Consider the following 26,963-nt stretch of genomic DNA (forward strand, 5'->3'; position numbering starts at 1 on the left):
GGTATCAATTCGGGTATCTAGGGATTTATTAAAAACAAAACACAGTAAATACATGTTGTTATTTGCTGTGTTTTACTCCTATTATCGGCACCATCTAATAAAATCAATCAGTTAGCGTCAAAAAATATACAGGGTTCTATCTTTCATTATCATCCTTGATAGACGCCTTTGTGTTGTATTGGCTCAAGTCGAGTACAATGTTTTGACCTGGCAGCTACCAGTCCCAGAAGCTGAAAGAGTTGCTGAACTCTCTAAACACATCACTTGAACCCTTGGGTATACGTTCCGCGCTTCGCGCGGTGCTCAATAATGCTACACGTCGAGATGATGTGGGGGAGGATAAAACAGCGTAATGTTGGGCAGACTAACCGGATCGGAAAAGAAACTGGCTCTGCCATGGTTTAGATAGCCGGAGCATAACGCTCACCTGGAAAGAGTTAGTGCTAAGGGGTTATCCTCTCTTCGGAAGCGCTACGCACCGTCTTTTCTTATGTGCCTAACAATAATGATCTACACCATTATGACTTTCATTGTAATTTCTCTCAGCTTTACGTTGAGCCCTGGCATATTCAGCGTAGGGGGGAGCATGTAAAAAAGCTAACCAAAAATCAGTTACAAAACGCAACAACCGCAAAATTCACACCCGTAAATTTCTGGCAACACCGGAGGGCAAATCATGGTTAGGGCGCATGAAAGTCAAAGAAGCTGAAATTAAGCTGGCTACAGAGAAGCGAGGAAATTTACCTAAGGGTGAAGGGTCTGTTGCTTTTAGCATATGCCCCCCTTCCTCAACTTTTTTGTGCGTCAGCCGCGATTCTTACACCACAGATGAAATCACCAAGACCAGCCCCAACACTGGTCCCATCAGCCACGTAATCACCTTTAAAAGCCAAACTTCCATCCATATAGAAAAATTTTATTTCACCATATCCATTATCACAATCTGTGTTTTTCATACTAATTTTGTAATATTCAACTTTTTTATCTGTTTTTTCATACATGAACAAAGCAGATGAATCACCTTTTACATTTCTGAATGTGCCTTTTTTGACTAAAAAAGCGCCATCTTTATTCGTTGTAACTTCAATCCAATTGCTTGAAGTCTCAGCGAAGGCAACTTGTGTAGCAAAAAGAGCCGACAAGCTCAGTAAAGTGATTTTCTTAACCATATGCGCCATTCCATTTATTTAAGAATTATCTTGATTTTATCCTTGTTTTGGAGAGTGTACAACGATAAGTCAGTCTGACATTTAGCTACTGCTGAATTTTTCGTATCCCAAAAAATAAGGGGACATGACCCCCCGGAGCTTACTTCTTCAATTCACCAGTACATTGATACCTCATAGTGACTATTGTTTCCATATATCACCTTGAGGATGGCTGAGAACAAAAAGAAGTTAAACCGCCGAAAGGCTCGGCACAAGAAGATCCCCATGCAGCGCAACTCCGTGCTGCCACTTGAGCACCTTGCCAAACGTTAACTTTAGGTGGTTCAGGAAGCCTTACTATATTCATAGAGTATCCGTGGCGATTCAATAGAAGATACTCACCAAACTTAAGACCAGCTACACATGGTCTTTTTAATTCTGTAGCGATCAACTAATCTCAACCCTGTTTTTCCCCACCCGTATAAATATCAGGCCGCGTAATCGTCCAGGCATAGTTTTCCCTGTTAACGGGCTCGTAGCCAAATTTCTCATAAAGCCAGGGCGCGGTGGTAGTAAATAACATGATCCTGCGAAGCGGCTCAAACACGGGGTGACTGTGAATGCATTCCATAACCCATCTTCCAAGCCCCTCACCCTGATAGTCTTCAAGTATATAAACATCGCAAAGGTAGGCGAAGGTTGCATAATCCGTTATCAGACGCGCGAAACCAATCTGGTTTCCATTATGGTAAACGCCAAAATTAAGGCTGTTTTCTATTGAGGAAGAGACTATGTCCAGGCGAATACCTTTTGCCCAGGTTGATCTCGTCAGATATTCATGGATGGCCTGCACGTCCAGCTTTTCTCTGTCTGTACTCACCAGGTAGTCATTCTTATACCATTCATAGTTGTCTGAAATACTCACGTTGGCTTCATCCCGGTAGAGAGAGGGAAATCTACCTTATCATTCGACTACCAACTTGTAATGCCTCATTCGTTCAGAACTGGGAACCAGGAGTTGACCAGTCAGGGCGTTTCACAAGGCAAAAAAGCCTTACCGCCCCGGAGGGGGCGGTAAGGGCAGGCGAAAGTGAGGCAATATCCTGGACAACGAAAATTGGTCATCCACTGTTTCTTCAGGCTTCTGCATAAACAGGCCATCAGACTATTACCCCACGGGTTTCGACAACGATTTATACTCTGTGTGATCCGGTTTCCCCTTTAGGCGGTACCGCAAACGTCCTCCTGTCGTGCCATTAACGCAAACACGCCCCAGCCGAGGTATTCCCGCGTGTAGGTCACATGGCGTTCAGGCGCGCTTTTCAGCTCCGCTCGCACCTCCTGCGCAAAGTCATCGTCAGGGTGTTGCTCCAGCCAGCGACTCAGCGTCATCCATTTCGCGGCTTCGTATCGGTCCCAGCCTTCCTGGTCGGCCAGCACCATTTCCACCAGGTCATAGCCTTGCCGATCGAAAGAGGCGACGAGGTCGGGCAGGGTGAGAAAGTCTGCGATGGACGAGGCGCCACAGGCCCGAGCCACCTCATCCGTTGCGGGAAGCCGCCGCCAGTAAGGTTCGCCGATGAGCATGATTCCCCCGCGCTTAAGGCTTTGTGCCAGCAGGCTCATCGTTCCGGCGACGCCACCTGCAATCCATGTGGCGCCAATACACGCCGCCACGTCACATTTTTCATCCGCAACGTAACCTGCCGCGTCGTTATGAATAAATTGAACGCGTTCGGCAACGTCCAGTTCCTCTGCGCGCAGTTTGGCCTGCGTAGTAAAGAGCGGGCTCATGTCGATGCCGGTGCCGGTAATTCCGTGGTCGCGTGCCCATGAGCAAAGCATCTCTCCCGATCCGCTGCCGAGATCGAGAATGCGCGTGTCTGGCTTCATGCGTAACACGCGGCCCAGCGTGGCGTACTTTTCTGGCGTAAAGGGGTTATGAATGCGGTGTTCGCTTTCGCTGACGGTAAAAATACGTGGGATATCCATATTCCTCTCCTTAACGATTGTCAGGCTGAGCACGAACGTTGTTCAGCCCGGTGGTATTGATGCGGTAGGGCTGACCCTTAACGGATTTGATCAGCTTTTTAGTTTTGAGTTTTTTAAAGACGGCGAGCGTGCAATCAGACAGCAGGAGCCCTTCGCGGCTGTAGCATTCCACGGCGGTGACGCGGCCGGACGTATCGCGGACGTGCACAATACGGCCACCTTTGGCGAGAACGTGTAAGGTACGTTGTTCCTGACGGGATAAATTCATACTGGAAAACCTGTTTAATCATCATGTGCAAAACGTGCAAACACACAGCGGTGCCCGCATTCGATTTCGGCGCATTGATAATCAGTCCGGCCTGAAAGGTCGGGGAGCTGATTATCGGATGATGACATTCTCCAGCATCAAAGCCTCGGGTTGAGTTGAAAGGTATTTACGGGGTGAATGGTAACAGCTGGTGAGGGGATGTGAATACCCACGGCTGAAAAGTGTGATCCCGGTGGGATCACGCTGCACCGCTTTTTATTTTTTTGTCGACTTCAGCCTGCGGTTTTCCGAACAGATAGCCCTGCACGAGGTCGCAGCCAAGCGCCTGAAGACGTTCGAGCTGAGCTTCGGTTTCGACGCCTTCTGCAATGACCCTCATATTAAGACTCTTCGCCATACCGGCGATCAGCTTAACGATATTCAGCGCTTCATCTTGCGTGGATATGGGATTCACAAAGGATTTATCTATTTTGATTTTATCAAAGTTGAGTTCACTGAGCCGTGAGAGCGATGAATACCCGGTACCGAAATCATCGATCGAAATTCTTACCCCCAGCGATCTGAGCTTTTTGAGAATAGTGACTGGCGTGTTGCTGTCACTGAAGAGTGAAGACTCGGTGACTTCTAACTCAAGGCGATTGGCCGGTAGCCCAGTCTCTTTCAGAATAGACTGCACCATCGCCGTAAAGGATTTCGTGCCTAACTGAACAGGCGAGACGTTCACCGAGATCCGTGCCGGAACCGCCCAGGAAACGGCCTCCCGGCAGGCAAGCTCAAGCACATTTTTACCGATCTCATTGATCATCCCTGTTTTTTCAGCGACAGAGATAAAGTAATCCGGCGACAGTATTCCCTTCTGCGGGTGTATCCAGCGAATAAGCGCTTCATAGCCGTAAATATCATTGCTGAATGCATCGACAATAGGCTGGTAATACACAACAAATTCATGGTGATCGAGCGCCAGCGCCATATCATGTTCAAGGGTTCTGCTTTCCTGCAGTTTTTGCAGCATCCACTGACGGAAGACTTTTATCTGCTGCGAGCCCTCTTTTTTGGCTTCGTAGAGGGCGAGATCGGCAAACTTGTAAAGATAATCAGAGCGTCGTTCGTTATCCGATAAAACAATACCCACGCAGGTGGCAATTTTTATCAGCTGGTTATTAATCGTATAGGGCTGGCTGATATGATCGCTGATCTCTTTGGCGCGTGAAACCGCAGCGCTTTCCGTCAGGCCGCTTGAGAGAAGGGCAAACTCGTCGCCACCCAAACGGTAAAACGTATCCGTCGCGCTGCTCATTGAGGTAAGGCGGCGGGAGACCTGGTTCAGCAGTAAATCTCCGGCATCATGACCATAGGTATCGTTGACCTCTTTAAACCGGTCTAAATCAAATAACATCACCGTGACGGGGATATGGTTTTTATCCGCCTGAAGATTAATTTTGTTGAGATCGTCCCAGAAGAAAAGGCGGTTTTTCATACCGGTCAGGGAATCATGATAAACATCATACTCCAGCTTCGCGTTCTGAATCTGCAGCGTTTCTTTTGATATCTGTAGTTCGTCAGCCAGGCTTTTAACCTGCATGTGGGCTTTGAGAATGTTTTTATTCTGGTAGATCATTAAAAAGCCCAGAATAAAGCTTAAGATCACCAGAAGTAATGAAAGTGCGGAGTAAATATAATACAGGATTTGGATTTTTCTGTTTGATTCATTAACTGTATTAATATCTTTTGTTAATGCCGTGGCCGAAAGTTGGCTGAGCGGCGCATCAAGCATATGCATATTTTTCAGGTATGCCTGTAACTCCGAATGGCTCATTTTTTCGAGATTGCCATCCAGATACGCCAGTATTTTCTCTAAACGCGAAGCGAGTTCCTGGTGCATTTTATCGCTGTCAATATAGCGACCTAAATCCCCGCCGTTCATTAAATCGCTCTGGCTTAGCATAATTTCAAGACGCATGCGGACCTGGTCTATCGTAACGTCATCGGTATCGGTTGCGTATAGACCAAGCCATGATTCAAATCGGTAATACTCTGATACCAGTTGAGCCACGGACCAGGACTCGGTGTATTGAGTCAGTTTTTGCAACTCCTGCTGTCGATCGTAAACAAGGAATGCAATATATCCTGTCGTGATAAAAAGAGAAAAAATGATACCAACCAGTATCCTGTTCATTATGTTCTCCTGAACTGCTACTCAATCTTCATTTTGCTAACCTGCCATGCTGAACGCGAATAATAAATTTGATTATTCAACTCAGGAAGACTGTCATAAGGGTAAACAATGAACGACGGGCCTTTGTCGCGGATGCGCATATATTCGCCATTGACCTTTAAGGCAAGAATGGCGTTGTATTTTTTGAAGTCGCTAAGAGGGATGACGGTAGAGTAATCATTGAGCGCAATGACGTTAACGTTAGTACCCTTTGCCCCCACATAATCCATGAGTTTTCTCATTGGGACACCCTCAAACTTAGTACGTCCGTTATACCAGGGCGATGTCGTCTCGAAACTCACCATCCCTAGTTTTTCAAGGCTGGCGAGATCAAACACTGCTTTTCCCTCTTCGTTGGTATTTTCTATATTACCGTAAATCGTCAAAATAGGTTTTCCAACAGGTTTTGGCAGTTCACCTGCCCAGGCTAAAGTTGGCACCAGACAGCACAACAGCATTAAGGTTAATCTCATTTTGACCCCCACTTTTTTAACGAAGTATATGAATTATAATTTAGTTATCACAGTAGTTTACATATTTTGTTGAGTAGCGGTTGTTACTGCACGTTTAGTTTAGTAAAAACCATTAAAAACAATGGGTTGGGTGGTTTTGGGGTAGGGTGTTTGATTTGTGGATGGTGCTACTGAAATTTTGAGACAAACTAACGTTACTTGAATAAGCTCTTTTGCGTTTAAAAAATAATCGTTTTAAATGAGCGTTATTTTCTCACGACACAGATTTTACCTGTCCATCACAGCTAAAAAAGCGCCACCCATGGGGTGGCGCAGCCATATTAGCGAGTGTTCATCGGCGGGTTCGTGTCCTGTCGCAAGCGCCACAGATCGTACCGTTCATGGCCTGGTTTGACCATTCCAGCGAAGTGGTCATTAAGGCTACTTGATGTGAAGATCAGGTCACCGTCCGGGCGAATAGCCGGTGTGTCTGGCCACTTTATGGCTTCATTTGCAGCAATAAGTAACATTTTACGGGTCTTCGGATCATATCTGACAATGCCGTTATGGGTGACATCTGTAATATAGAGGTAGCCTTTTGCATCGGTCACCAAACCGTCAGTATTACCTCCCACCGTGCCCAGATTCTGAATTTGAGCGGCAATCTGCGCATCAGTTGAATCATGTTGCTTCAGCACGGCAGTGGGCACCGCGTATGCATGTGTTCCCGTCGTCACCGTCCAGTACAATGTTTCTGCATCGGGAGACAGCGCAATGCCGTTGATACCAATCAATAGCGGTTTACCTGGCCATACCTCCGCGCCATGGGAAATGACGTTTACCCCCGGTTCAATCTGCAGGGCAGGGTGACTATTCAGCACGCGTCGGGCTGTGCCGGTGGCGAAATCAACGACGATCAGGCCGACACGGTTTTCTGGCGCACTGCGCGACCCGCTGTCGGAAATGTATGCGATACGATGATTCTCATCGACAACGACATCATTAAGGAAACTTGCCTTACGATCGGCCACGCCGTCCAGGGGGATACGTTTAACCGTTCGGCCCGAGTCGAGATCCAGTACGACCAATTTCTGCGAGCCTGAAGGGGATTCCGTTTCTCCCGCGATGAACCCCATATCCAGCGCCCATAACCAGCCGTTTTTACGATCAACATAAAAGCCGAGCACGTTGCGCAGGTTCTGATCGGGAGCGGAATCAACCGCATTACGCTCGAGGGACGGAAATGCTGTCAGGCGCGCGGGTCCGGACTGAGGATCGGTGTCGAGAATATTCAACGTGGCGGGGGCGCTGGCTGAAATCAGTCGGGGCGTACTGACAAAAGCCCGGCCCTTTGCATCAAAGTGAATGCCTGCTAAGGGGGCATTCACCGACCCGGAAAACACGGCTGGCATTTGCACGTTTTCAGGTTTATCCCAGCTTACGCCTGAGTAGCTGCGCCAGTGCTCAAGAGGCATCTGATCCGCCGCGCTGGCGCAGCTTGCGAAAGAGAACAATGCCGCCATTGCAATGGCGGGGAAAGTACCGATACGGTAGGACATACATGCTCCGGTGATGTGAGTAAGACGCGGTTTCTTAATGCGGTATCAAAGAATGGAGCGGAACGTTCCGCCTTCGACGCGTACCGCAGCCCCGTTTGATGCCGCGCCGAGTGGGCTTGCCAGTAGCGCGACCATAGCGGCTATCTCGTCAGCCTCGATCATTCGCGCGATCAGGGAACTGGGGCGGTAGGTCTGGAAGAAATGCGCTTCAATCTGCTGGTCTGTCATGCCAGGTTCAGGCGCTGTCTGGCGCAGGTAATCAATGATTCCGTCAGAGCGGGTTGCCGATGGCAGTACGCTGTTGACCGTTACGCCGGTACCCTTCGTCAGCTCTGCCATTCCTCGCGATACGGCGAGTTGAGCTGATTTACTGACGCCGTAATGCACCATGTCTGGCGGAGTGAAAGCGCCAACTTCGCTGGACATAAAAATCACCCGGCCCCAGTTGCGTGCTAGCATGCGTGGGAAGTAATGCCGTGAAAGACGAACGCCTGACATCACGTTAATGTTGAACATGCGTAGCCATTCCTCGTCGGTGATATCAGCGAAAGGGGTGGCTTCATAAAAACCCAGGTTATTGATAAGAATATCGGTATCCGTACAGGCCTTAATCAGCGCTTCTGCACCTTCAGCGTTAGCCAGATCGGCGACAATGGCTGATACCCGGGCCTGGGGAGCTGCCTGAGCAATTTTCGCTACCGCATTGTGCAGTTTTTCCCGATCGCGTCCGGTAATCGTGACGGCAACACCTTCGCGCGCAAGAGTACTGGCGATAGCCAGCCCAATGCCTGCGGTGGCCCCTGTAACAAGTGCTGTCTTACCGTTGAGTTGAAGATCCATCGTTTTTGCCTTTTGGTAACAAGTGCGGCTACTTTACTCATCGCTCAAACGGAGATAAATTAGCGAAAATGAAAAACATTTGTTCCTGAAAGAGCAAGATGAGCAGAAAATTCGATTATCTCGGCGATGTTGAGGTCTTCATTACTGTTGTTGAACATGGCTCATTTACCGCTGCAGCGGTCGCCCTTTCAACCACGCCCTCAGTGTTGAGTCGTGCGGTCTCCCGCCTTGAAGTGCGTCTTGGACGACAGCTATTGCAACGCACCACACGTCGTGTGGGACTAACGGAAGCCGGACGGATTTATCTTGAGCAGGCGCGTTCTGCTTTTTCCCTGCTTGATGACGCCGAACGCGATGGCCGGGGGCAGGAGGGGGATCTGACTGGCCGGGTACGGATCAGCGTCCCGACCACCTATGGGCATTATTGTCTGCCGCCCTTGCTGGCCCGCTTTTCCCAACAGTTTCCGCGCGTTCAGGTGGAGCTGAACATTACCAATCGCAATGTCGACCTGATCGCTGAGGGATTCGACCTGGCTATTCGCCTGGGTCAAATGCCTGACAGTGGATTCGTCGCGCGTAAATTGCAGGATGCGGCACTGCTGTTGGTTGCTTCACCCGCTTACCTTCATCGCATGGGAATGCCGCAGACGCTCGATGAACTGCGGCAGCATATGTGCCTGCCTTTTATTATGCCGCGTACCGGCCGTATTGCGCCCTGGGTATTTCGTGTGGATGAGCGGGATGTTGACTGGCAGCCAGATTCAATCATCGAGATTTCAGATGATGTCCTTGGCGTGGTTTCGCTGGCTGAACATGGAATAGGGATCTGTCAGAGCTACGAATTCATTGTCCGCGAGAAGATACAGCGCGGCCAGTTAGTTGAGATACTTCCGCAACTTCGTGGACGATCGCGACCTTTCTCGCTCATCTATGCGCCCCATCGACGCCAGTCAGCAGCCACACGGGCCATGATTGATCTTCTGGCGTCAGAACAATGACATGAACATCATGCGTCATGAATAAGAGTCTAACCTTAACCCGCTTCCAGCATTCCAAAACTCACAATCCGCGCCCGGCCCAGCTCTTTCGCCCGGTATAAGGCGACATCCGCGGCGCGCAGCAGGTTGTCGCTCTGGGCATGCTCTGGATAGCTGGCAATACCAATCGAGACATCCACCGGGCCAATCTCTGAGAGGCCGTAACGCAGCGACAGCGCACGTACACCGTCATAAATCTTCTGCGCACAGGCATGCGCTTCTGCTTCTCCGGCGCCGGGAAGCAGTACCAGAAACTCTTCCCCCCCGAAGCGAAAGGCCAGCCCGCTGTCATGCCCGGCCCGCTGAACAATCAGCGCCACGCTTTTAATGACCAGGTCTCCGGCCTCATGGCCGAAACGGTCATTAATGCTCTTGAAGTGATCGATGTCGATCATCAGGCAGCTAACCGGTTCATCGTTACGCATGGCTTGTGCCATCTGGGTGTGCAGGGTGTCTTCCAGATGATGGCGATTACGCAGGCCGGTGAGCTGGTCAAACAGGGCTTTTTCCAGTAACGCGTCGCGCAGACGTTGGTTCGCCAGCGCCAGTCCTAGCGCCTCAGCCATCAGTTCAAGATACGGGCGGGAAGGGGCATTGTCCGCGTTGATGTTCTGGAAAGAGAGCAAGCCAATGGCCTCACCCTGGGCGATAAGCGGCACGCACAGCGCGCTGTTCGTCGTCTCTTCCTGCAGGTGATAGCAGGCGATATCCGGCTCACCGTTGACCGGCGGATGGCTCTGACCACGACGCACGGCCCAGCACTCGTCAGGATGGAATGTTGTCTCGTCACCCACCGGCGCAAGCCATTGCGCGACGCAGCGCATCTGCCACGGATCCCGGTCGAGAACGTAGAGTCGGCCAGGGATCCCCGGTGCAATATTGGGCGCAAACAACTCCGCCACGTTAATCACATCGTTTACGTTCTCACATCCCTGCAGCCTCTGGGTCATGCGCGCCAGCAGCTCGCGGATGGCCCAGTCGGCATCGCGCTCTTTTTCCAGACGCTGGCGCGCAAGGCCGTTTTCACGGAAGATGCGGATAGCCTGCGCCATATCGCCGATCTCATCAATCTGGTTGAAGTTGGGCGTTTCCACCGCGTAGTCCTGTGATGCCAGGCGGTGCACCACGTCGCTCAGGCGCACGACAGGACGCAGCACGCGGCGTTTTAATATAAAGCCAAGCACAAACAGGAACAGCAGGGCGGTGAGGCCAACCATCAACTCAGAGGCCGTTCGCAGCGCTTTCGATTTTTTTGTCGCCTCCCGTACGGACGTGATCACACGTTTATCGAGTATCTGGCGAAAGTGATCGATCTGGTTCTGGGCGCGCTCAAGCTCTTGCTCATAAGAGGCACCATAGAGCAGGGCGATGGCCTGAGCGTCTTCACCCCGCGCCGTGTTCGCCAGGGCCATTTGCTGTTCGTCCTGCAGCTCATCAACGATCTTTAAGCCTTCATGCAGCAGGGCAAGCTCGTCATCCGATGCGCCAGCGTCCTGCAGTTTTTCCAGCTTCAGCTCGATGTGCTTCAGGCTATTCTCTGACTGGTTATACTCTTTGAGGATTTGAGGATCTTTTTTGACGACGTACAGGCGCGCTAAATCGGACTGTACCCAGGCATCAGTTTCAATATTTTCCGTCAGCTCATCAAAACGTTGACGCTGTTCAATGGCCTGACGCTCGGCGGTGTCGGCGCCGGAAGCCAGCAGCATGATAATGCCGGACGCAATGGTCAGGCAGACCGTGGCACCATAGGCCCAGTTAGTAATTGTCGCGATTCGCACCTGGTGATCCTTTTACAACTTGAAGAGGATGGCGTTCTTCAGATTATAGAAAACGGCTGATTTAAGGCGAAAAAAAGGCGGCACAGTGCCGCCTGGTGGGGTATATATCGTCACATCCTTACAAATCTGGAGGGTTTTTTCCCTCTTCAATGAAATCGGCATCCAGCTCTTCAGCATTTCCTTCGTGGTCGCGGCCGGAGAAGAGGTTCCAGCAGGCGATAAACAGCGCGGCAATCAGCGGCCCAATGACAAAGCCATTAATGCCGTACAGCTCCATGCCGCCGAGGGTGGAGATCAGTATCAGATAGTCCGGCATTTTGGTGTCTTTACCCACCAGCAGCGGTCGCAGGATGTTGTCCACCAGTCCGACGACAATCACAAAGAAGCCGACAATGAACAGCCCCTGCCAGATCTGGTGCGTGGCGAACAGGAAGATGGCGGCAGGGACCCAGACAATCGCCGAACCGATGGCAGGTACCAGCGAGAGGAAAGCCATCAGCGCGCCCCAGAGGACGCTGCCGTCGAGGCCCACAATGGCAAACGCAATCCCGCCGAGTATGCCCTGGACCACCGCCACCGCCGCCGTGCCTTTTACCGTGGCACGCGATACGCCGACAAATTTGGCGAACAGGTGTTGTTTGGCGAAATCAGACAGGGGCAGGGAGTCGAGGATCTGGCGCACCAGATACGGTCCGTCTTTCAGCAGGAAGAACAGCAGATAAAGCATGATGCCGAAGCTAATCGCAAAGCCAAACGTACCTTTGCCGATCAGAAACGCGCTACCCGCCAGATACTGCCCGCCCTGCAGCGCAACATCGGAGAGTTTTTTCTGGATCTGCGCCGCGTTGTTCAGGTTGTGATCCGCGAGGAAGCCGCTGGCCCAGTCCGGCAGGTGGTTAAAGATGCTCGCCACCACTTCCGGAAACTGCGTGTTGTTCTCCTGAAGCTTCGTGTACACCACGTTCAGCTCAATGGCGAGTGAGGAGAGGATCACCATCAGCGGAATAAAGACGATCAGGCAGATAATGCCGATGGTCAGCAGCGAGGCCAGCCCGTTGCGATCCCCCAGCGCGGTGCGCAGCTTGTTTTTTACCGGGTTAAAAATCACGGTCAGAATAGCGGCCCACAGTATTGCGGAGAAGTAGGGCGACAGCACGTCGAAGAAGGCCCATGTCACAAGGGCGAGGATGAAAATAAAGAAACCTTTGGTCAGTCCGTTAAAGCGCATCAGTCATTCCTGGTTACTAAGAAACTGTTCGACTATAGAACTGATTGTGAGAATTACCAACCTTTGCGCCTTACCTGTTCTGTGGACAGTGTTGCGGTATGAATCCACTCTTCACGGATCCCACTTTCGACTGACCGAAGATCGTCTCTTCCCGCACCATGATATACATATCAGCTTGCGGAGGTGCTTATGGCCTGGCGTCCTTTTCTCTATGTGATCCTGACATCCCACCCCAGACTCAGCGCGCGGCGCGCTCGTTTGCGTCTGGTCATCTAGCTTTTTATTAACAATCGCGGTATAACACCTTCTTTGGATGTTTAGATGTCCATACGTATAGAAGGTAATATGCAAACACAACAAGAAAATGGGCAGCTGAAGCGCACCATGAAAACACGCCACCTGATTATGCTCTCGCTGGGCGGCGTGATTGGGACTGGGTTATTTTTTAATACGGGCTATATCATTTCCACGACCGGGGCGGCGGGCACGCTGCTGGCATACCTGATTGGCGCGCTGGTGGTCTGGCTGGTGATGCAGTGTCTTGGTGAGCTTTCCGTGGCGATGCCGGAAACCGGCGCGTTCCACGTTTATGCCGCCCGTTATCTTGGTCCGGCGACGGGCTACACCGTGGCGTGGCTCTACTGGCTCACCTGGACGGTGGCGCTCGGGTCGAGCTTTACCGCCGCCGGGTTCTGCATGCAGTACTGGTTCCCGCAGGTGCCCGTCTGGACGTGGTGCGTGGTCTTCTGCGTGGTGATTTTTGGCCTTAACGTCATCTCCACGCGCTTCTTTGCTGAAGGCGAATTCTGGTTCTCGCTGGTGAAAGTTATCACCATCATCGCCTTTATTATCCTCGGCGGGGCGGCGGTCTTTGGCTTTATCCCGATGCAGGACGGTTCTCCTGCGCCGGGGTTAAGCAACATTACCGCTGAGGGCTGGTTCCCGCACGGTGGCCTGCCGATCCTGATGACCATGGTGGCGGTGAACTTTGCCTTCTCCGGCACCGAACTTATTGGTATCGCGGCGGGCGAAACCCAAAATCCGCACAAGGTCATTCCGGTCGCAATCCGCACCACCATCGCGCGGCTGATTATCTTCTTTATCGGCACCGTGTTTGTACTGGCGGCGCTGATCCCGATGCAGCAGGCGGGCGTGGAAAAGAGCCCGTTCGTGCTGGTGTTTGAGAAGGTCGGTATTCCTTACGCGGCAGATATCTTTAACTTCGTGATCCTGACGGCAATCCTCTCGGCGGCCAACTCCGGGTTGTATGCCTCCGGGCGCATGCTGTGGTCGCTCTCTAACGAGAAAACGTTGCCGCGCTGCTTTGCCCGGGTGAACAAAAATGGCGTGCCGTTGACGGCGCTTTCGGTTTCCATGCTCGGTGGCGTGCTGGCGCTGTTCTCAAGCGTTATCGCCCCGGACACGGTGTTTGTCGCGCTCTCGGCCATTTCCGGCTTTGCGGTGGTGGCGGTCTGGATCAGCATCTGCGCGTCGCACTTCGTTTTCCGTCGCCGACATCTGCAGTCCGGCCAGCCGCTCTCTGCGTTGCAGTATCGCGCACCGTGGTATCCGCTGGTGCCGGTACTCGGTTTTATTCTCTGCGTGGTTGCCTGTGTCGGCCTGTGGTTTGACCCGAGCCAGCGTATTGCCCTTTATTGCGGGCTTCCGTTTGTCGCCCTGTGTTATGGTGCGTACTACCTGACCCGAAATATGACATCGCAGGAGCCTGAACATGTCGCAGAATAATCCGCTTACCGCCCTTCTCGAAAAACAGCCGTATGTGGTGCTGGATGGGGCGATGGCAACGGAGCTGGAAGCGCGCGGGTGTAACCTTGCAGACAGCCTCTGGTCTGCCAAAGTGCTGGTAGAAAACCCGGAACTTATCCGCGAAGTGCATCTTGATTATTACCGCGCAGGGGCGCAGGTGGCGATCACTGCCAGCTACCAGGCCACGCCCGCGGGCTTCGCGGCACGCGGGCTGGACGAGGCACAGTCCCGGGCGTTGATTGGCAAAAGCGTGGAACTGGCGCGTAAGGCGCGCGAAGCGTATCTGGCTGAAAACCCGCACGCAGGTACGCTGCTGGTGGCAGGCTCCGTGGGGCCGTACGGCGCGTATCTGGCGGATGGTTCGGAATATCGCGGCGACTACGTGCGCAGCGCCGAGGCGTTTACCGCCTTCCACCGCCCGCGCGTGGAAGCGCTGCTGGATGCGGGGGCAGACCTGCTGGCCTGCGAAACGCTGCCTTCGTTTGGGGAAATTAAGGCGCTGGCGGCGCTTCTGGCGGAGTATCCTCGCGCCCGGGCGTGGTTCTCGTTTACCCTGCGTGATAGCGAGCACCTGAGCGACGGCACGCCGCTGCGTGAGGTGGTCGACGTGCTGGCAAACTCCCCGCACATTGTCGCGCTGGGCATCAACTGCATCGCCCTGGAAAACACCACCGCGGCGTTGAAACATCTGCAAAGCCTGACGGCGCTGCCGCTGGTGGTCTACCCGAACTCGGGCGAGCACTATGATGCGGTGACCAAAACCTGGCACCACCACGGCGAAGCGTGCGAGACGCTGGCGGGCTATTTGCCTCAGTGGCTGGCGGCTGGAGCGAAATTAATCGGTGGATGCTGTCGCACCACACCGAAGGATATTGCTGAGCTAAACGCAAAGCGCTGACTTCTCTGCCGGGTGGCGGCTACGCCTTACCCGGCCTACGGATAGCACAATTTGTAGGCCGGGTAGGCGTAGCGCCACCCGGCACAAACCAACCGCACAAAACCAACTATCCTTTCTCACTTTTTATCTAAAAACGAATCGTTATGAGCGATGCGTTTTAATTCCTTTATCAAAATTCCCGCGCCGGAAATACTGCCCTCATAACAACAAGGGGAGCAGATATTATGGCAATTTCATCGCGAATCACACTTCTCGGCGCGCTGGCGCTGTGGGCCTTTCAGGCGCAGGCGGTAGACGTCACCGTCGCGTATCAAACCTCTGCGGAACCGGCGAAAGTTGCGCAGGCGGATAACACCTTTGCCAAAGCGAGCGGCGCGAACGTCGACTGGCGCAAGTTCGACAGCGGGGCGTCCGTCGTGCGTGCGTTAGCCTCCGGCGACGTGCAGATCGGCAATATCGGATCCAGCCCGCTGGCGGTCGCGGCCAGCCAGCAGGTGCCGATTGAGGTGTTCCTGCTCGCCTCGCAGCTCGGTAACTCTGAAGCGCTGGTGGTGAAGAAAAACATCACCAAGCCGGAAGACCTGATCGGCAAGCGCATCGCCGTGCCGTTTATCTCTACCACCCACTACAGCCTGCTGGCGGCGCTCAAACACTGGGGCATCAAGCCGGGGCAGGTTCAGATTCTTAATCTCCAGCCACCCGCGATAATCGCGGCCTGGCAGCGTGGGGATATTGACGGAGCCTATGTCTGGGCCCCAGCCGTGAACGAGCTGGAAAAAGACGGCACCGTGCTGACCGACTCCGAAAAGGTGGGCCAGTGGGGCGCGCCGACGCTCGACGTGTGGGTCGTGCGCAAAGACTTTGCTGAGAAACATCCCGAGGTGGTGAAAGCCTTTGCCAAAAGCGCCCTCGACGCCCAACAGCCCTATATCAGTAACCCCGATGAATGGCTGAAGCAGTCCGCCAATCTGGAAAAACTCGCCCGACTGAGCGGCGTGCCGGAAGCGGACGTGCCGGGGCTGGTGAAAGGCAATACCTACCTGACCCCTGCGCAGCAGGTGCAGCAGCTGACCGGGCCGGTGAACAAAGCGATTGTCGATACCGCCACCTTCCTGAAAGCGCAGGGCAAAGTGCCCGCGGTAGCGGCGGATTACAGCCAGTACGTCACCGACCGCTTTGTGAAATAAGGAGTCCGCCATGCTGAGCATAACGAACCTGTATGCCGATTACGGCGGCAAACCTGCGCTGGAGGAGATCAACCTGACGCTGGCCAGCGGTGAACTGCTGGTGGTGCTGGGCCCCTCCGGGTGTGGGAAAACTACGCTACTGAATCTGATTGCCGGTTTTGTCCCTTATCAGCGTGGCACCATCCAACTGGAAGGCAAAAAGGTGGAAGGCCCCGGCGCCGAGCGCGGCGTGGTTTTCCAGAATGAAGGTTTGCTCCCCTGGCGCAACGTGCAGGAAAACGTGGCATTTGGGCTACAGCTTGCGGGGGTGAACCGCGAACAGCGGCTGGAAACGGCACGGCAGATGCTGAAAAAAGTGGGTCTCGAAGGGGCGGAAAAACGCTTTATCTGGCAGCTTTCCGGCGGTCAGCGCCAGCGTGTCGGCATTGCCCGTGCGCTGGCGGCAAACCCGCAGCTGTTGCTGCTGGACGAGCCGTTCGGCGCACTGGACGCCTTTACCCGCGAGCAGATGCAAACCCTGCTGTTGCGTCTCTGGCATGAGACGGGCAAGCAGGTCCTGTTGATCACCCACGACATCGAAGAAGCGGTGTTTATGGCGACCGAGCTGGTGCTGTTATCGCCGGGGCCGGGGCGCGTGGTGGAACGCTTGCCGCTCGAGTTCGCGCGCCGTTATGTCGCCGGAGAACCCGTGCGCAGCATCAAATCCGATCCGCAGTTTATCGACCAGCGTGAGTACATCCTAAGCCGCGTGTTTGACCAACGGGAGGCTTTCTCATGAGCATCGTCTTCAGTGAAAAAACGCGCCGCACGCGTCAGGCGCTGCGCTGGCCGTTCTCCCGCCAGCTCACGTTGAGCGTCGGGACGCTGCTGGTGTTACTGGCGGTGTGGTGGCTGGTGGCGGCACTGCAGTGGATCAGCCCGCTTTTTCTGCCGCCGCCGGGACAGGTGCTGGCCAAACTTATTGCCATCGCCGGGCCGCAGGGGTTTATGGATGCCACGCTCTGGCAGCATCTGGGCGCAAGCCTGACGCGCATTCTGGTGGCGCTGCTGGCTGCGGTGATGATCGGCATTCCGGTTGGCATCGCGATGGGCTTAAGACCGACGGTGCGCGGCATCCTCGATCCGCTGATTGAGCTTTACCGCCCGGTGCCGCCGCTGGCCTATCTGCCGCTGATGGTAATTTGGTTTGGCATCGGTGAAACGTCAAAAATCCTGCTGATCTATCTGGCGATTTTCGCCCCGGTTGCGATGTCGGCGCTGGCGGGCGTCAAAAGTGCCCAGCAGGTGCGGATCCGCGCGGCGCAGTCGCTGGGCGCCAGCCGGACACAGGTGCTGCTGTTCGTGATTTTACCGGGCGCGCTGCCGGAGATCTTAACCGGGCTGCGCATCGGCCTCGGCGTGGGGTGGTCCACGCTGGTGGCGGCAGAGCTGATCGCCGCCACGCGAGGATTAGGGTTTATGGTGCAGTCGGCGGGAGAGTTCCTGGCGACTGACGTGGTGCTGGCTGGGATCGCGGTCATTGCCGCGATCGCCTTCGGATTAGAGCTGGGGCTGCGCGCTCTACAGCGTCGTCTGACGCCCTGGCATGGAGAAATACAATGAGTGAACGTCTGACCATTACCCCGCTGGGGCCGTATATTGGCGCGCAGGTGTCGGGCCTGGATGTAACCCGTCCGCTGAGCGATAACCAGTTCGAGCAGCTGTATCACGCGGTGCTGCGCCATCAGGTGGTGTTCCTGCGCGAGCAGGCGATCACCCCGCAGCAGCAGCGCGCGCTGGCGCTACGCTTTGGCGATCTGCATATCCATCCGGTCTATCCGCATGCGGAAGGGGTGGAGGAGATTATCGTCCTGGATACCCATAACGATAATCCGCCGGATAATGACAACTGGCACACCGATGTGACCTTTATCGAGACGCCGCCCGCAGGGGCGATCCTCGCGGCAAAATTGCTGCCGGAGACCGGAGGCGATACGCTGTGGGCGAGCGGCATTGCGGCTTTCGAGGCGCTGTCCGCACCGTTCCGGACGCTGCTGAGTGGTCTGCGGGCGGAGCACGATTTCAAAAAATCGTTCCAGGAATACAAGTACCGTAAAAGCGAAGAGGAGCATCAGCGCTGGCTGGATGCGGTTGCAAAACATCCTCCGCTGCTGCACCCGGTGGTGCGTACCCATCCGGTCACGGGCAAGCAGGCGTTATTCGTGAACGAAGGGTTTACCACGCGCATTGTGGACGTGACGGAAAAAGAGAGCGAGGCGCTGCTACGCTTCCTGTTTGCGCATATCACCAAACCGGAGTTTCAGGTGCGCTGGCGCTGGCAGGAGAACGATCTCGCGATCTGGGATAACCGCGTGACGCAGCACTATGCCAATGCGGATTATCTGCCGCAGCGTCGGATTATGCAGCGGGCGACGATTTTGGGGGATAAGCCGTTTTATCGCCCATGATCCTGTAGTACCTGTAGGTCGGGTAAGGCGTAGCCGCCACCCGGCAATTTTGCACCGTTTTTGCCGGGTGGCGCTGCGCTTACCCGGCCTACAAAGAGTGTACCCCTATATACCGCTGATAGCGGTTCGTCTTCAGGTAGCACAAATCCACCAGCACCAGCCCGTCGACGCAGTTGTTGAACGCCGGGTCGCTGCCAAAATCAATAAACTGCACGCCGCCCGGTTCGCACAGCTCGGAATACTGCTTGTAGAGTGGCGGAATGCCGCAGCCCAGATTGCCGAGCAGGGATTTCAGCTTCGTCAGATCGTCCACGTAATCCACGCCGCCAAACTGTGCCAGCACGTCCGGTAACGATGCAGGATAAGGCTGGCGCGACGCGGCCAGCGGATGGTTTGCCGGGAACCACAGACGGTAAAATGCCACCAGCAGATCCCGCGCCGCTGGCGGTAAGCCTCCGGAGATCGAGACCGGGCCAAACAGATAACGGTAGTGCGGATAACGTGCCAGATAAGCCCCAATCCCGGACCAGAGATAATCCAGGCCGCGGCGTCCCCAGTAGCGCGGCTGAATAAAGCTGCGACCCAGTTCAATGCCGTGCTCCAGCACGTCCTGCATTTTATCGTCGTAGTGGAACAGGCTGTAGCTGTACAACCCTTCCGGACCCCGATGCGCAATCTGCTTTGCGGTGGGCATAAAGCGATACGCCCCCACGATCTCCAGATCCTCATCATCCCACAGGATCAGGTGCAGATAATCGTCATCGTAACGGTCGGTGTCCCGGCGCTTGCCGCTCCCTTCCTCCACCGCACGAAACGCAATTTCGCGCAGGCGGCCCAGCTCGCGCAGCAGCGGAGCCTCTTCCTGGCCGTTGCGCTGCCACAGATAGATGAGCTTACCGTCGCCGGTTTTGCCCAGACACTCGGCCTGCGTCAGCGCGCGTTTCAGAGTCGCCCGGTCCTCCGGACGAGCAATGGCGCACTGGGTTTTAAAGACGCCAGGCATTCCCTTGCCAAGACGCATCACGTGCTGACGGCACTGCTCGGCCATCTCACGCGACGAAAGGGTGGCGCTGTGCCAGTGATGCCAGGCGATCTGCTGGCCGATTTTAATCGGCAGCTGGCTATGGCGGCGGCGGAACATCTGCTGCATTAACAGCAGCATCGACAATGTCGGCGACACCAGCGTGCTGGCATAAAAGAGGAGACTATTGTGCGCCTGAATATGCACCGGCAGCAGCGGCGCGCGCAGCTTGCTGGCGAGCTTGATAAAGCCCGGGTGCCATTTTTTATCGTGAATGCCTTTGCGCGTCGGACGTGAAACTTCTCCCGCCGGGAAGAAGATCAGTACGCCCGCATTTTGCAGATGTTGTTCCATCTGCACCAGGGAGGATTTCGCCGTCCTGCCCCCCATATTGTCCACCGGGATAAAGAGTGAACTGAGAGGCTCAAGGTGGGTCAGCATCCGGTTGGTCACGACTTTTACGTCACGGCGTACGCGGGAGACGGCGTACAACAGCGCCAGCCCGTCCAGCGTACCCGTCGGGTGGTTGGCAATAATGACCAGCGGGCCATGTTCGGGGATTTGTTCGAGATCGCGGGCGGAAACGGTGCAGAGAATATCAAGGTGCTCCAGAACTTGCTCCACCATGTCCAGTCCTTTGAGGTGGCGGTGCGCGGCGGCAAACTGCTGGAATTCTTCTTCGTAAAACAGTCTTTTTAACAGACTTTTTTGCCAGGGTGCAGGCCTCGCCTGAGGCCAAAGATCGTCGAGAACGCTATCGAGGCTAAACATGGTTACTCCTCCTGCCGTCTTGCGAAGACAGTAGAAGGAGCAGATGTCGGTTGTATTGCAGTTTGGTGAAGATTAGCGGAGGATTTTTTTCTCAGCCAGATCCAGCGCGAAGTAGCTGAAGATCAGGTCCGCGCCCGCACGTTTGATCGCACCCAGGCTTTCTAGGATCACTTTCTCTTCGTCAATCGCTCCCGCCTGCGCGGCGAATTTGATCATCGCGTACTCGCCGCTCACCTGGTAAGCGCCCAGCGGCAGTTCAGTGCGTTCGCGGATGTCGCGCAGAATATCAAGATACGCGCCAGCCGGTTTGACCATCAGGCAGTCTGCGCCCTGAGCTTCATCCAGCAGGGATTCGCGAATCGCTTCCCGGCGGTTCAGCGGGTTCATCTGATAGGTTTTACGGTCGCCCTTCAGCGCCGTGCCAGCCGCTTCACGGAACGGGCCGTAGAAGGAGGAGGCAAATTTGGTGGAGTAGGACATGATGGCCGTGTCGGTGAAGCCTGCCGCATCCAGCGCCTGACGAATCGCCTGAACCTGTCCATCCATCGCGGCAGAGGGGGCGATGAAATCTGCACCCGCAGCGGCCGCGACCACGGCCTGCTTGCCGAGATTCAGCAGGGTGGCATCGTTATCCACGCCATGATCGCACAGCACGCCGCAGTGGCCGTGAGAGGTGTATTCGCAGAAGCAGGTGTCTGACATGACGACCATTTCCGGCACGGTCTCTTTGCAGATGCGGGACATACGGGCGACAAGGCCATCTTCTTTCCACGCATCGCTGCCGGTGGCGTCGGTATGATGGGAGATGCCAAAGGTCATCACCGAGCGGATCCCCGCGTTGGCGATGCGTTCGATCTCGCGCGCCAGATATTTTTCCGGAATGCGCATCACGCCCGGCATGGCTTCGATGGCTTTGTAGTCATCGATCTCTTCTTCAACAAAAATCGGCAACACCAGATCGTTTAAGGTCAGGGTTGTCTCTTCAAACATAGCGCGCAGTGCAGGTGACTTGCGCAGACGGCGGGGACGTGCAATTAAATCGGTCATGGGATGCCTGATGTTTGTGGAACAAAGAGGCCTAGTGTACCTCAAAGTGAAGGCCGTTGTTTTACGAAAGTAGGCTTTTTTCTTTTCTCAAATTGACGGCTGAAGAACCTTTTTTCACTCTACACTCGCGCGGTCTGCTTTTTTCATGAAAAGGGGAATGATTAGTATGATTTCTATATCAGATAGAATATATAAAAAATAATGATCTATTTATTTTAATAATATTAATGTGAGTTATGAAATTAATTTTCAACTTTCTGTTTTTATAATGTTTATAATGATTGCCTGCTGTGTGGTTGACCTTTTTTCTGTTTTTTGTCTGTATGCGGACTTAATGGAATCATTCATTGAACCTTTTCTAAATGCAACTGCATAATTCTCTCCGCAATTGAATATTGCACAATGATTTGACGGACAAACTTGCTTACGTCCCTGAGGAGGGATGACCCAATGCAAACATGGAAAAAGAAACTGGTTGTATCTCAACTTGCATTAGCCTGTACCCTGGCTATCGCTTCTCAGGCCAATGCGAAAGATATTTCCGGTACGACGTATAATACATTTGGATATGATAACGCCGCCTCAACCCCGTGGTATTATGGTTATGCTGACTGGGATTACACTGATGCCAGCCACGACGGTGATATTTATCCGGTGATCAATAAATCAACGGTGAATGGCGTTATTTCGACGTATTATCTGGATGACGGCATCAATGGTCATTCAAATGCGCTCAGCATTTCTAACAGCACCATCAACGGTATGATTACCTCTGAGTGTATGACCGCAAACTGTGCCGACGGCGTAGACGCCGACGGTACCGCACATACTCAGTTCGATCGTTTTAGCCTGACTGTCGATAACAGCACGATCAACGACGCTTACGAGCATTACGCTTATGACGTCGTGAAGGGCGAAACATCGGAAACCCATTACCTGGATACCTACGCTCTCGGTAACGCGATTACGCTGGACGTGGAGTCTGATATTGTTATCCAGAATAATTCCCACGTAGCGGGCATTACGCTAACGCAGGGCTATCAGGAGCTCGATAATACTCCGTATGACGGCGTTGAAGGCGTGGCGAACAGCGCAAACGTGTTCACCGATACGCTGGTGGTTAAAGACTCCGTGCTGACGTCAGGCGCCTACAGCGATCTGGGTACCAGCGGATTCTACGGTCAAACGGCTAAGCCGAGCGACTACGGTGAAACCCACGCCACGGGTGCGGATGACGCGGCGCTGATCGTTGCGGCCAGCGCATCTGACAACGCCATGCAGACCACCGCCACGTTCGACCATTCTACCGTCACCGGCGACATCCTGTTCGCCAGCACCTTCGATAACAACTTCTACGAAAATGGCGATCCGGCAACCGATACCACCGATGATGGCGTCTATAACCCAACCACTAATGGCTGGGATGGCACCGACAGGCTGGACGTGACGCTGACCAACGGCAGCAAGTGGGTCGGTGCGGCGCAGTCCAGCGTTGAAGCCATTGGCACTTCGCAGATGTACGGTCTGGGTTACAGCAACGTTGACTGGCATGCGCTGGCGCCTAATAGCATCTGGCCTGACTCCACCTTTGACAGCAACGGCCACGTAGCGGGCGAAGAGGTCTACCAGAGCGGCCTGTTCAACGTAACGCTGGACAACGGTTCCGAGTGGGATACCCGTAAGATCTCTAACATCGACGCGCTGGCGGTGAATAACCGCTCTCAGGTCAACGTTGAAAACGCTGGCCTGCTGGCGGACTCCATTACCCTAACCAATGCTTCATCGCTGAATATTGGCGACAGCGGCGGCGTAGCGACCGACAGCCTCTATCTGGACAGCGATAGCCGTGCAGCTCTGACCGAAGAGACGGCCGCGCTGTATGCGAATACGATCACCGTCGATAACGGTGCCGAGCTGGCGCTGGGTCTGGGTCAGGTCGACACGCACAATATGGTGCTGACCGACGGCGGCGTACTGAACGTAGCCAGCCGTGATTACTTGCTGAACAGCGATCTGAATAACGCGCGTTATATCACTAACGATCGTTACAGCGCGGACTACGACTATGGTGTCGTCGCACTGAACTCAGACGGCCATCTGGCGGTGAACGGTGACGTTGCCGGTAACTATAAAGTGCGCATTGATGATGCGACCGGCGCAGGCTCTGTCGCTGATTACAAAAACAAAGAGATCGTCCGTGTTTATGATAACAATCCGGATACTGCAGCCCACTTTACTGCCGCAAACAAAGCGGATTTAGGGGCTTACACCTATCAGGCACAGCAGCAGGGTGATACCGTTGTCCTTGAGCAGAAAGCGCTGACCGACTACGCCAACATGGCGCTGAGCATTCCTTCTGCCAATACCAATATCTGGAATCTGCAGCAGGATACCGTCGGTTCGCGTCTGACCAACAGCCGTCATGGCCTGGCGGATAATGGCGGAGCCTGGGTGAGCTACTTCGGTGGCAACTACGACGGTGACAATGGCGTTATCAGCTACGATCAGGACGTGAGCGGCATTATGGTCGGTCTGGACACCCAGATTGACGGTAACAATGCGAAGTGGATCGTCGGCGGTGCAGCAGGCTTCGCGAAGGGGGATATCAGCGATCGTACCGGTCAGGTCGATCAGGACAGCCAGACGGCAATGATCTATGCCTCTGCGAAGTTTGCGAACGATATGTTCCTCGACAGCTCCCTGAGCTACACCCGCTTTAACAACGACCTTTCAGCTACCATGAGCAACGGTCAATACGTTGACGGTGACACGACCACCGATGCGGTTGGCTTTGGCATGAAGCTGGGCTATGACTGGAAACCAAACCTGTCTGGCTACGTAACCCCTTACGCGGCGGTATCCGGTCTGTTCCAGTCCGGGGATGATTATCGCCTGAGTAATGACATGCGCGTTGATGGGCAATCTTACGATAGCCTGCGCTATGAACTCGGCCTGGATGCGGGTTATACCTTCAACTACGGTGGCGAGCAGGCGCTGACGCCTTACTTCAAGCTGGCTTATGTCTATGATGATGCTGATAACACTGCGGATATCAACGACGACAGCATCGACAACGGCGTTAAAGGCTCTGCGGTGCGTGTAGGGCTGGGTACGCAGTTCAGCTTCACGAAGAACTTCAGCGCGTACACGGATGCCACGTATCTTGGCGGCGGTGACGTTGACCAGAACTGGGGCGCCAATTTGGGTGTGAAATATACCTGGTAATACCTGAAAGCGGGGGAGAATATCCCCCGCTTTTTTACGATAAAAACAAAAAACAATATTGAACCGACCAATACGGATGTCTTGAGGTCTGCATGAACGTTAATGCGAAACCGCTTTCTGAATTAAGCCGGCTCGAACAGTGTCTGATAGCAGCCAGTAGTACGTTTCAATGTGCTCCACAACAAATCATTACTTCTCACGAGTGCAATGAGTCACGCACGGTCGTATTACAGACCGGTATAATCGAAATCTATCGTTATCCAGATGAATTGCTGTTGGGGATCGCGAAAGCGCCATTTATTTTTGGGCTATCCACCGTGATGATTAAACACTGTCACGAATACAAAGTTATCGCCAAAACACCCTGTACGGGTTTTTATTTATCCACGGAAACCACCCGTCAGCTCATACAACAGAATGCGCTCTGGAAAGAGGCCTTCACCTGGTTATCATGGATAAATTACATTCTTGCGAAACGCGACATGCAGCTGGTGGGAAATAATTCTTATCACCAGATCCGCGCCATGTTGCTGAATATGGCGGAGTGGGATGAAACGTTGCGCTCGAAAATTGGTGTGATGAATCATATTCAACAAAGCACCCGTATTTCGCGCTCGGTTGTTGCAGAGGTTCTCGCTGCGCTGCGGCAGGGAAACTACATTAATATGAGCCGGGGCAAGCTGGTCAGCATCAACCGCTTGCCCACGGAATATTAAGATCAGTTAGACGCGGTCAGCACCTGGGCTTTATTGGCGCTCAGTTCAGCCACCAGGTTATTAATGCCATCACTCATATTAACGAAACGCGTATGCGGGGAGCGGGTGACCACCACAAATGCGCCCACGTTGGACTGCGGGATCATCGCCATATAGGTAATGAACCCGCCACCGCCGCCGGTTTTCTGAATAATACCCGGACGGCCATTTTTTGGTGCCATATAGACCCAGCCCAGGCCGAGCGCATCGGCTTTACCCGGTACGTCCATTCCGACCACACGGTGCAGCTGAGTTCGCTGATAAATCAGGGTCTGCATACGGTCGGCCTGGCTGCTGCGCGAATAGAAATCCGATGAGAGGAACTGCTGCATCCAGCGCATCATGTCGCCTGGGGTGGAATAGACCCCGCCGCTCCCCACTGCCGCCAGCGTGTTGTTACACGGGCTTGCGCCTTTCTCCGCCACCATCAGGCGACGGCACTGGTCCGGAGAAGGGGTAAAGGTGGTGTCTTTCATCCCCAGCGGACGGGTTATCTGCTCTTCAAACAGCTGCGTGTAGGGTTTGCCCGCAGCCGCTGAGAGGGCATCCGCCAGCAGGTCGAACGCCAGATTGGAGTAAGAGGCCTGCGAACCCGGGGCCGCCTTCAGCGTGGCGGTGCTCAGGTAGTTCCAGCGCTGCTCACGGGTGGGCCAGACAAACACGTCGCGGTGCGCCGCTCCGCCAGGCTGCTCACGCGGCAGCGCGCTGGTGTGCGTCGCGAGGTTCACAAGGCGAATGGGCGTTCCCTGATACGTCGGCACTCGTGCACCCGGTGGGGCGTATTTGCTGAGCGGATCGTCGAGCTTCACCACGCCCTGGTCGAGCAGTTTCACCAGCATTTCGCTGGTCATCAGCTTGGTTAAGGACGCGATGCGAACGACGGAATCCAGCTGCGGGTGAATGTTATTGCCTGGGCGCGTTTCACCGAAGCTGCGGAATACGCGCTGGTTGCCATCAATAACCACCATTGCCATCCCGGTTGCGCCGCTGCCGTAATAGATCAGGTTCGCGTAGCGATCGGCAATGTCTGAAGCCAAAACGGGAGCCGTCAGCGGTTGGGCCGCCTGGGCGGTGGAGAAGCTCACCGCACACAGCGCGGCAAAAGAGAGCAGACAACGTTTCAACGAAAAGCATCCATGAAGTGAATGAAGAAAGTAATGGGTATTTATACTACTAATCTCTACCGTGCAATGCCCGGAATAGCATAACGATAGCCAGAAAAACGTAACCATGGGTAAATATGAATAATTTACTTGCGAGCGCTCTCCCATTTTCTGGCATCGGGCTTATGATAGGCACCAGTATTACTCAATCTTACGGAGAAC

General features: G+C 54.0%; 22 protein-coding genes. 9 read left to right on the forward strand and 13 right to left on the reverse strand.

All coding sequences use genetic code 11. The features are described from left to right. Positions 1–788 precede the first annotated feature (788 nt). The 8 genes from L383_RS23575 to L383_RS23540 all read right to left on the reverse strand — a co-directional run bounded on the left by L383_RS23575 (position 789) and on the right by L383_RS23540 (position 8,474). On the reverse strand, positions 789–1,169 hold the full coding sequence (locus L383_RS23575; protein ID WP_023332197.1) for a hypothetical protein: 381 nt from the start codon (positions 1,167–1,169) through the stop codon (positions 789–791). Positions 1,170–1,605: 436 nt separating this feature from the next. Continuing rightward, positions 1,606–2,073 carry a GNAT family N-acetyltransferase gene (locus tag L383_RS23570; protein ID WP_023332198.1) on the reverse strand — a complete coding sequence of 156 codons (468 nt, stop codon included), beginning with the start codon at positions 2,071–2,073 and terminating at the stop codon, positions 1,606–1,608. Positions 2,074–2,369: 296 nt separating this feature from the next. Then, entirely contained in the window at positions 2,370–3,140 is a 771-nt protein-coding gene (locus tag L383_RS23565; RefSeq protein WP_023332199.1) for an SAM-dependent methyltransferase, read from the reverse strand. Between the two features lie 10 nt (positions 3,141–3,150). Continuing rightward, positions 3,151–3,408 carry a YjhX family toxin gene (locus tag L383_RS23560; protein ID WP_014882706.1) on the reverse strand — a complete coding sequence of 86 codons (258 nt, stop codon included), beginning with the start codon at positions 3,406–3,408 and terminating at the stop codon, positions 3,151–3,153. A 238-nt stretch (positions 3,409–3,646) separates the two neighbouring features. Beyond that, positions 3,647–5,584: a putative bifunctional diguanylate cyclase/phosphodiesterase gene (locus tag L383_RS23555; protein ID WP_014882707.1), complete on the reverse strand. Its 1,938-nt coding sequence runs from the start codon at positions 5,582–5,584 to the stop codon at positions 3,647–3,649. A gap of 17 nt (positions 5,585–5,601) precedes the next feature. Next, positions 5,602–6,096 carry a putative pterin-binding protein gene (locus L383_RS23550; RefSeq protein ID WP_032628721.1) on the reverse strand — a complete coding sequence of 165 codons (495 nt, stop codon included), beginning with the start codon at positions 6,094–6,096 and terminating at the stop codon, positions 5,602–5,604. A gap of 320 nt (positions 6,097–6,416) precedes the next feature. Continuing rightward, the gene (locus L383_RS23545) at positions 6,417–7,634 is read right to left on the reverse strand and encodes an L-dopachrome tautomerase-related protein (RefSeq protein ID WP_023332200.1); all 1,218 of its coding nucleotides are present in this window, start codon (positions 7,632–7,634) and stop codon (positions 6,417–6,419) included. A gap of 45 nt (positions 7,635–7,679) precedes the next feature. Further along, entirely contained in the window at positions 7,680–8,474 is a 795-nt protein-coding gene (locus L383_RS23540; RefSeq protein ID WP_023332201.1) for an SDR family NAD(P)-dependent oxidoreductase, read from the reverse strand. 98 nt (positions 8,475–8,572) lie between these two features. Here L383_RS23540 and L383_RS23535 point away from each other — a divergent pair, with 98 nt between their 5' ends. Further along, positions 8,573–9,472, forward strand: a complete 900-nt coding sequence (locus L383_RS23535; RefSeq protein WP_023332202.1) for a LysR family transcriptional regulator — start codon at positions 8,573–8,575, stop codon at positions 9,470–9,472. 35 nt (positions 9,473–9,507) lie between these two features. Here L383_RS23535 and L383_RS23530 read toward each other — a convergent pair whose 3' ends face one another. Further along, on the reverse strand, positions 9,508–11,292 hold the full coding sequence (locus L383_RS23530; protein ID WP_023332203.1) for a diguanylate cyclase: 1,785 nt from the start codon (positions 11,290–11,292) through the stop codon (positions 9,508–9,510). Between the two features lie 118 nt (positions 11,293–11,410). Next, positions 11,411–12,520 carry an AI-2E family transporter gene (locus tag L383_RS23525; protein WP_014882713.1) on the reverse strand — a complete coding sequence of 370 codons (1,110 nt, stop codon included), beginning with the start codon at positions 12,518–12,520 and terminating at the stop codon, positions 11,411–11,413. 345 nt (positions 12,521–12,865) lie between these two features. Between L383_RS23525 and mmuP the strand changes: the two genes are divergently transcribed. From mmuP to tauD, 6 genes are all read left to right on the forward strand, one after another. Continuing rightward, the gene (mmuP, locus tag L383_RS23520) at positions 12,866–14,266 is read left to right on the forward strand and encodes an S-methylmethionine permease (protein ID WP_014882714.1); all 1,401 of its coding nucleotides are present in this window, start codon (positions 12,866–12,868) and stop codon (positions 14,264–14,266) included. Next, positions 14,253–15,185, forward strand: coding sequence for a homocysteine S-methyltransferase (gene mmuM / locus L383_RS23515; RefSeq protein WP_023332204.1), 933 nt, complete (start codon positions 14,253–14,255; stop codon positions 15,183–15,185). Before mmuP ends, mmuM begins: the two co-directional genes overlap by 14 nt. A gap of 224 nt (positions 15,186–15,409) precedes the next feature. Beyond that, positions 15,410–16,372 carry a taurine ABC transporter substrate-binding protein gene (gene tauA / locus L383_RS23510; protein ID WP_023332205.1) on the forward strand — a complete coding sequence of 321 codons (963 nt, stop codon included), beginning with the start codon at positions 15,410–15,412 and terminating at the stop codon, positions 16,370–16,372. A 10-nt stretch (positions 16,373–16,382) separates the two neighbouring features. After that, positions 16,383–17,150: a taurine ABC transporter ATP-binding subunit gene (tauB, locus tag L383_RS23505; RefSeq protein ID WP_014882717.1), complete on the forward strand. Its 768-nt coding sequence runs from the start codon at positions 16,383–16,385 to the stop codon at positions 17,148–17,150. Beyond that, positions 17,147–17,974 (forward strand): taurine ABC transporter permease TauC, encoded by an 828-nt coding sequence (gene tauC, locus L383_RS23500; RefSeq protein WP_023332206.1) that lies wholly within the window; start codon positions 17,147–17,149, stop codon positions 17,972–17,974. Before tauB ends, tauC begins: the two co-directional genes overlap by 4 nt. Continuing rightward, on the forward strand, positions 17,971–18,819 hold the full coding sequence (tauD, locus tag L383_RS23495; RefSeq protein WP_023332207.1) for a taurine dioxygenase: 849 nt from the start codon (positions 17,971–17,973) through the stop codon (positions 18,817–18,819). The genes tauC and tauD overlap by 4 nt, the downstream gene beginning before the upstream one ends. 88 nt (positions 18,820–18,907) lie before the next feature. Here tauD and L383_RS23490 read toward each other — a convergent pair whose 3' ends face one another. Together L383_RS23490 and hemB are read right to left on the reverse strand one after the other, a co-directional pair. Continuing rightward, on the reverse strand, positions 18,908–20,611 hold the full coding sequence (locus L383_RS23490) for a bifunctional ornithine lipid synthase OlsF (protein ID WP_023332208.1): 1,704 nt from the start codon (positions 20,609–20,611) through the stop codon (positions 18,908–18,910). A gap of 72 nt (positions 20,612–20,683) precedes the next feature. Then, the gene (gene hemB, locus L383_RS23485) at positions 20,684–21,658 is read right to left on the reverse strand and encodes a porphobilinogen synthase (protein WP_008503294.1); all 975 of its coding nucleotides are present in this window, start codon (positions 21,656–21,658) and stop codon (positions 20,684–20,686) included. Positions 21,659–22,108: 450 nt separating this feature from the next. On the opposite strand from hemB, the gene L383_RS23480 reads away from it, so the two are divergent. After that, on the forward strand, positions 22,109–24,883 hold the full coding sequence (locus L383_RS23480; protein ID WP_023332209.1) for an autotransporter outer membrane beta-barrel domain-containing protein: 2,775 nt from the start codon (positions 22,109–22,111) through the stop codon (positions 24,881–24,883). Positions 24,884–24,975: 92 nt separating this feature from the next. Next, positions 24,976–25,599 (forward strand): helix-turn-helix domain-containing protein, encoded by a 624-nt coding sequence (locus L383_RS23475; protein WP_023332210.1) that lies wholly within the window; start codon positions 24,976–24,978, stop codon positions 25,597–25,599. A gap of 2 nt (positions 25,600–25,601) precedes the next feature. Here L383_RS23475 and ampH read toward each other — a convergent pair whose 3' ends face one another. Continuing rightward, complete coding sequence (gene ampH, locus L383_RS23470; RefSeq protein WP_023332211.1) at positions 25,602–26,762, reverse strand: D-alanyl-D-alanine-carboxypeptidase/endopeptidase AmpH; 1,161 nt, start codon at positions 26,760–26,762, stop codon at positions 25,602–25,604. Positions 26,763–26,963: the final 201 nt, after the last annotated feature.

It is taken from the genome of Enterobacter sp. MGH 37 (genome assembly GCF_000534515.1).
Lineage (GTDB): Bacteria > Pseudomonadota > Gammaproteobacteria > Enterobacterales > Enterobacteriaceae > Enterobacter > Enterobacter kobei.

What these genes read in the sequence shown, in the direction of transcription:
- tauB (WP_014882717.1), top strand. Translation starts at nt 16,383, where the DNA reads ATGCTGAGCATAACGAACCTGTATGCCGATTACGGCGGCAAACCTGCG.
- L383_RS23490 (WP_023332208.1), bottom strand. Translation starts at nt 20,611, where the DNA reads ATGTTTAGCCTCGATAGCGTTCTCGACGATCTTTGGCCTCAGGCGAGG.
- L383_RS23565 (WP_023332199.1), bottom strand. Translation starts at nt 3,140, where the DNA reads ATGGATATCCCACGTATTTTTACCGTCAGCGAAAGCGAACACCGCATT.
- L383_RS23550 (WP_032628721.1), bottom strand. Translation starts at nt 6,096, where the DNA reads ATGAGATTAACCTTAATGCTGTTGTGCTGTCTGGTGCCAACTTTAGCC.
- L383_RS23535 (WP_023332202.1), top strand. Translation starts at nt 8,573, where the DNA reads ATGAGCAGAAAATTCGATTATCTCGGCGATGTTGAGGTCTTCATTACT.
- L383_RS23475 (WP_023332210.1), top strand. Translation starts at nt 24,976, where the DNA reads ATGAACGTTAATGCGAAACCGCTTTCTGAATTAAGCCGGCTCGAACAG.
- L383_RS23480 (WP_023332209.1), top strand. Translation starts at nt 22,109, where the DNA reads ATGCAAACATGGAAAAAGAAACTGGTTGTATCTCAACTTGCATTAGCC.
- tauC (WP_023332206.1), top strand. Translation starts at nt 17,147, where the DNA reads ATGAGCATCGTCTTCAGTGAAAAAACGCGCCGCACGCGTCAGGCGCTG.
- L383_RS23525 (WP_014882713.1), bottom strand. Translation starts at nt 12,520, where the DNA reads ATGCGCTTTAACGGACTGACCAAAGGTTTCTTTATTTTCATCCTCGCC.
- hemB (WP_008503294.1), bottom strand. Translation starts at nt 21,658, where the DNA reads ATGACCGATTTAATTGCACGTCCCCGCCGTCTGCGCAAGTCACCTGCA.
- L383_RS23555 (WP_014882707.1), bottom strand. Translation starts at nt 5,584, where the DNA reads ATGAACAGGATACTGGTTGGTATCATTTTTTCTCTTTTTATCACGACA.
- tauA (WP_023332205.1), top strand. Translation starts at nt 15,410, where the DNA reads ATGGCAATTTCATCGCGAATCACACTTCTCGGCGCGCTGGCGCTGTGG.
- mmuM (WP_023332204.1), top strand. Translation starts at nt 14,253, where the DNA reads ATGTCGCAGAATAATCCGCTTACCGCCCTTCTCGAAAAACAGCCGTAT.
- tauD (WP_023332207.1), top strand. Translation starts at nt 17,971, where the DNA reads ATGAGTGAACGTCTGACCATTACCCCGCTGGGGCCGTATATTGGCGCG.
- L383_RS23560 (WP_014882706.1), bottom strand. Translation starts at nt 3,408, where the DNA reads ATGAATTTATCCCGTCAGGAACAACGTACCTTACACGTTCTCGCCAAA.
- mmuP (WP_014882714.1), top strand. Translation starts at nt 12,866, where the DNA reads ATGCAAACACAACAAGAAAATGGGCAGCTGAAGCGCACCATGAAAACA.
- L383_RS23545 (WP_023332200.1), bottom strand. Translation starts at nt 7,634, where the DNA reads ATGTCCTACCGTATCGGTACTTTCCCCGCCATTGCAATGGCGGCATTG.
- L383_RS23575 (WP_023332197.1), bottom strand. Translation starts at nt 1,169, where the DNA reads ATGGTTAAGAAAATCACTTTACTGAGCTTGTCGGCTCTTTTTGCTACA.
- L383_RS23540 (WP_023332201.1), bottom strand. Translation starts at nt 8,474, where the DNA reads ATGGATCTTCAACTCAACGGTAAGACAGCACTTGTTACAGGGGCCACC.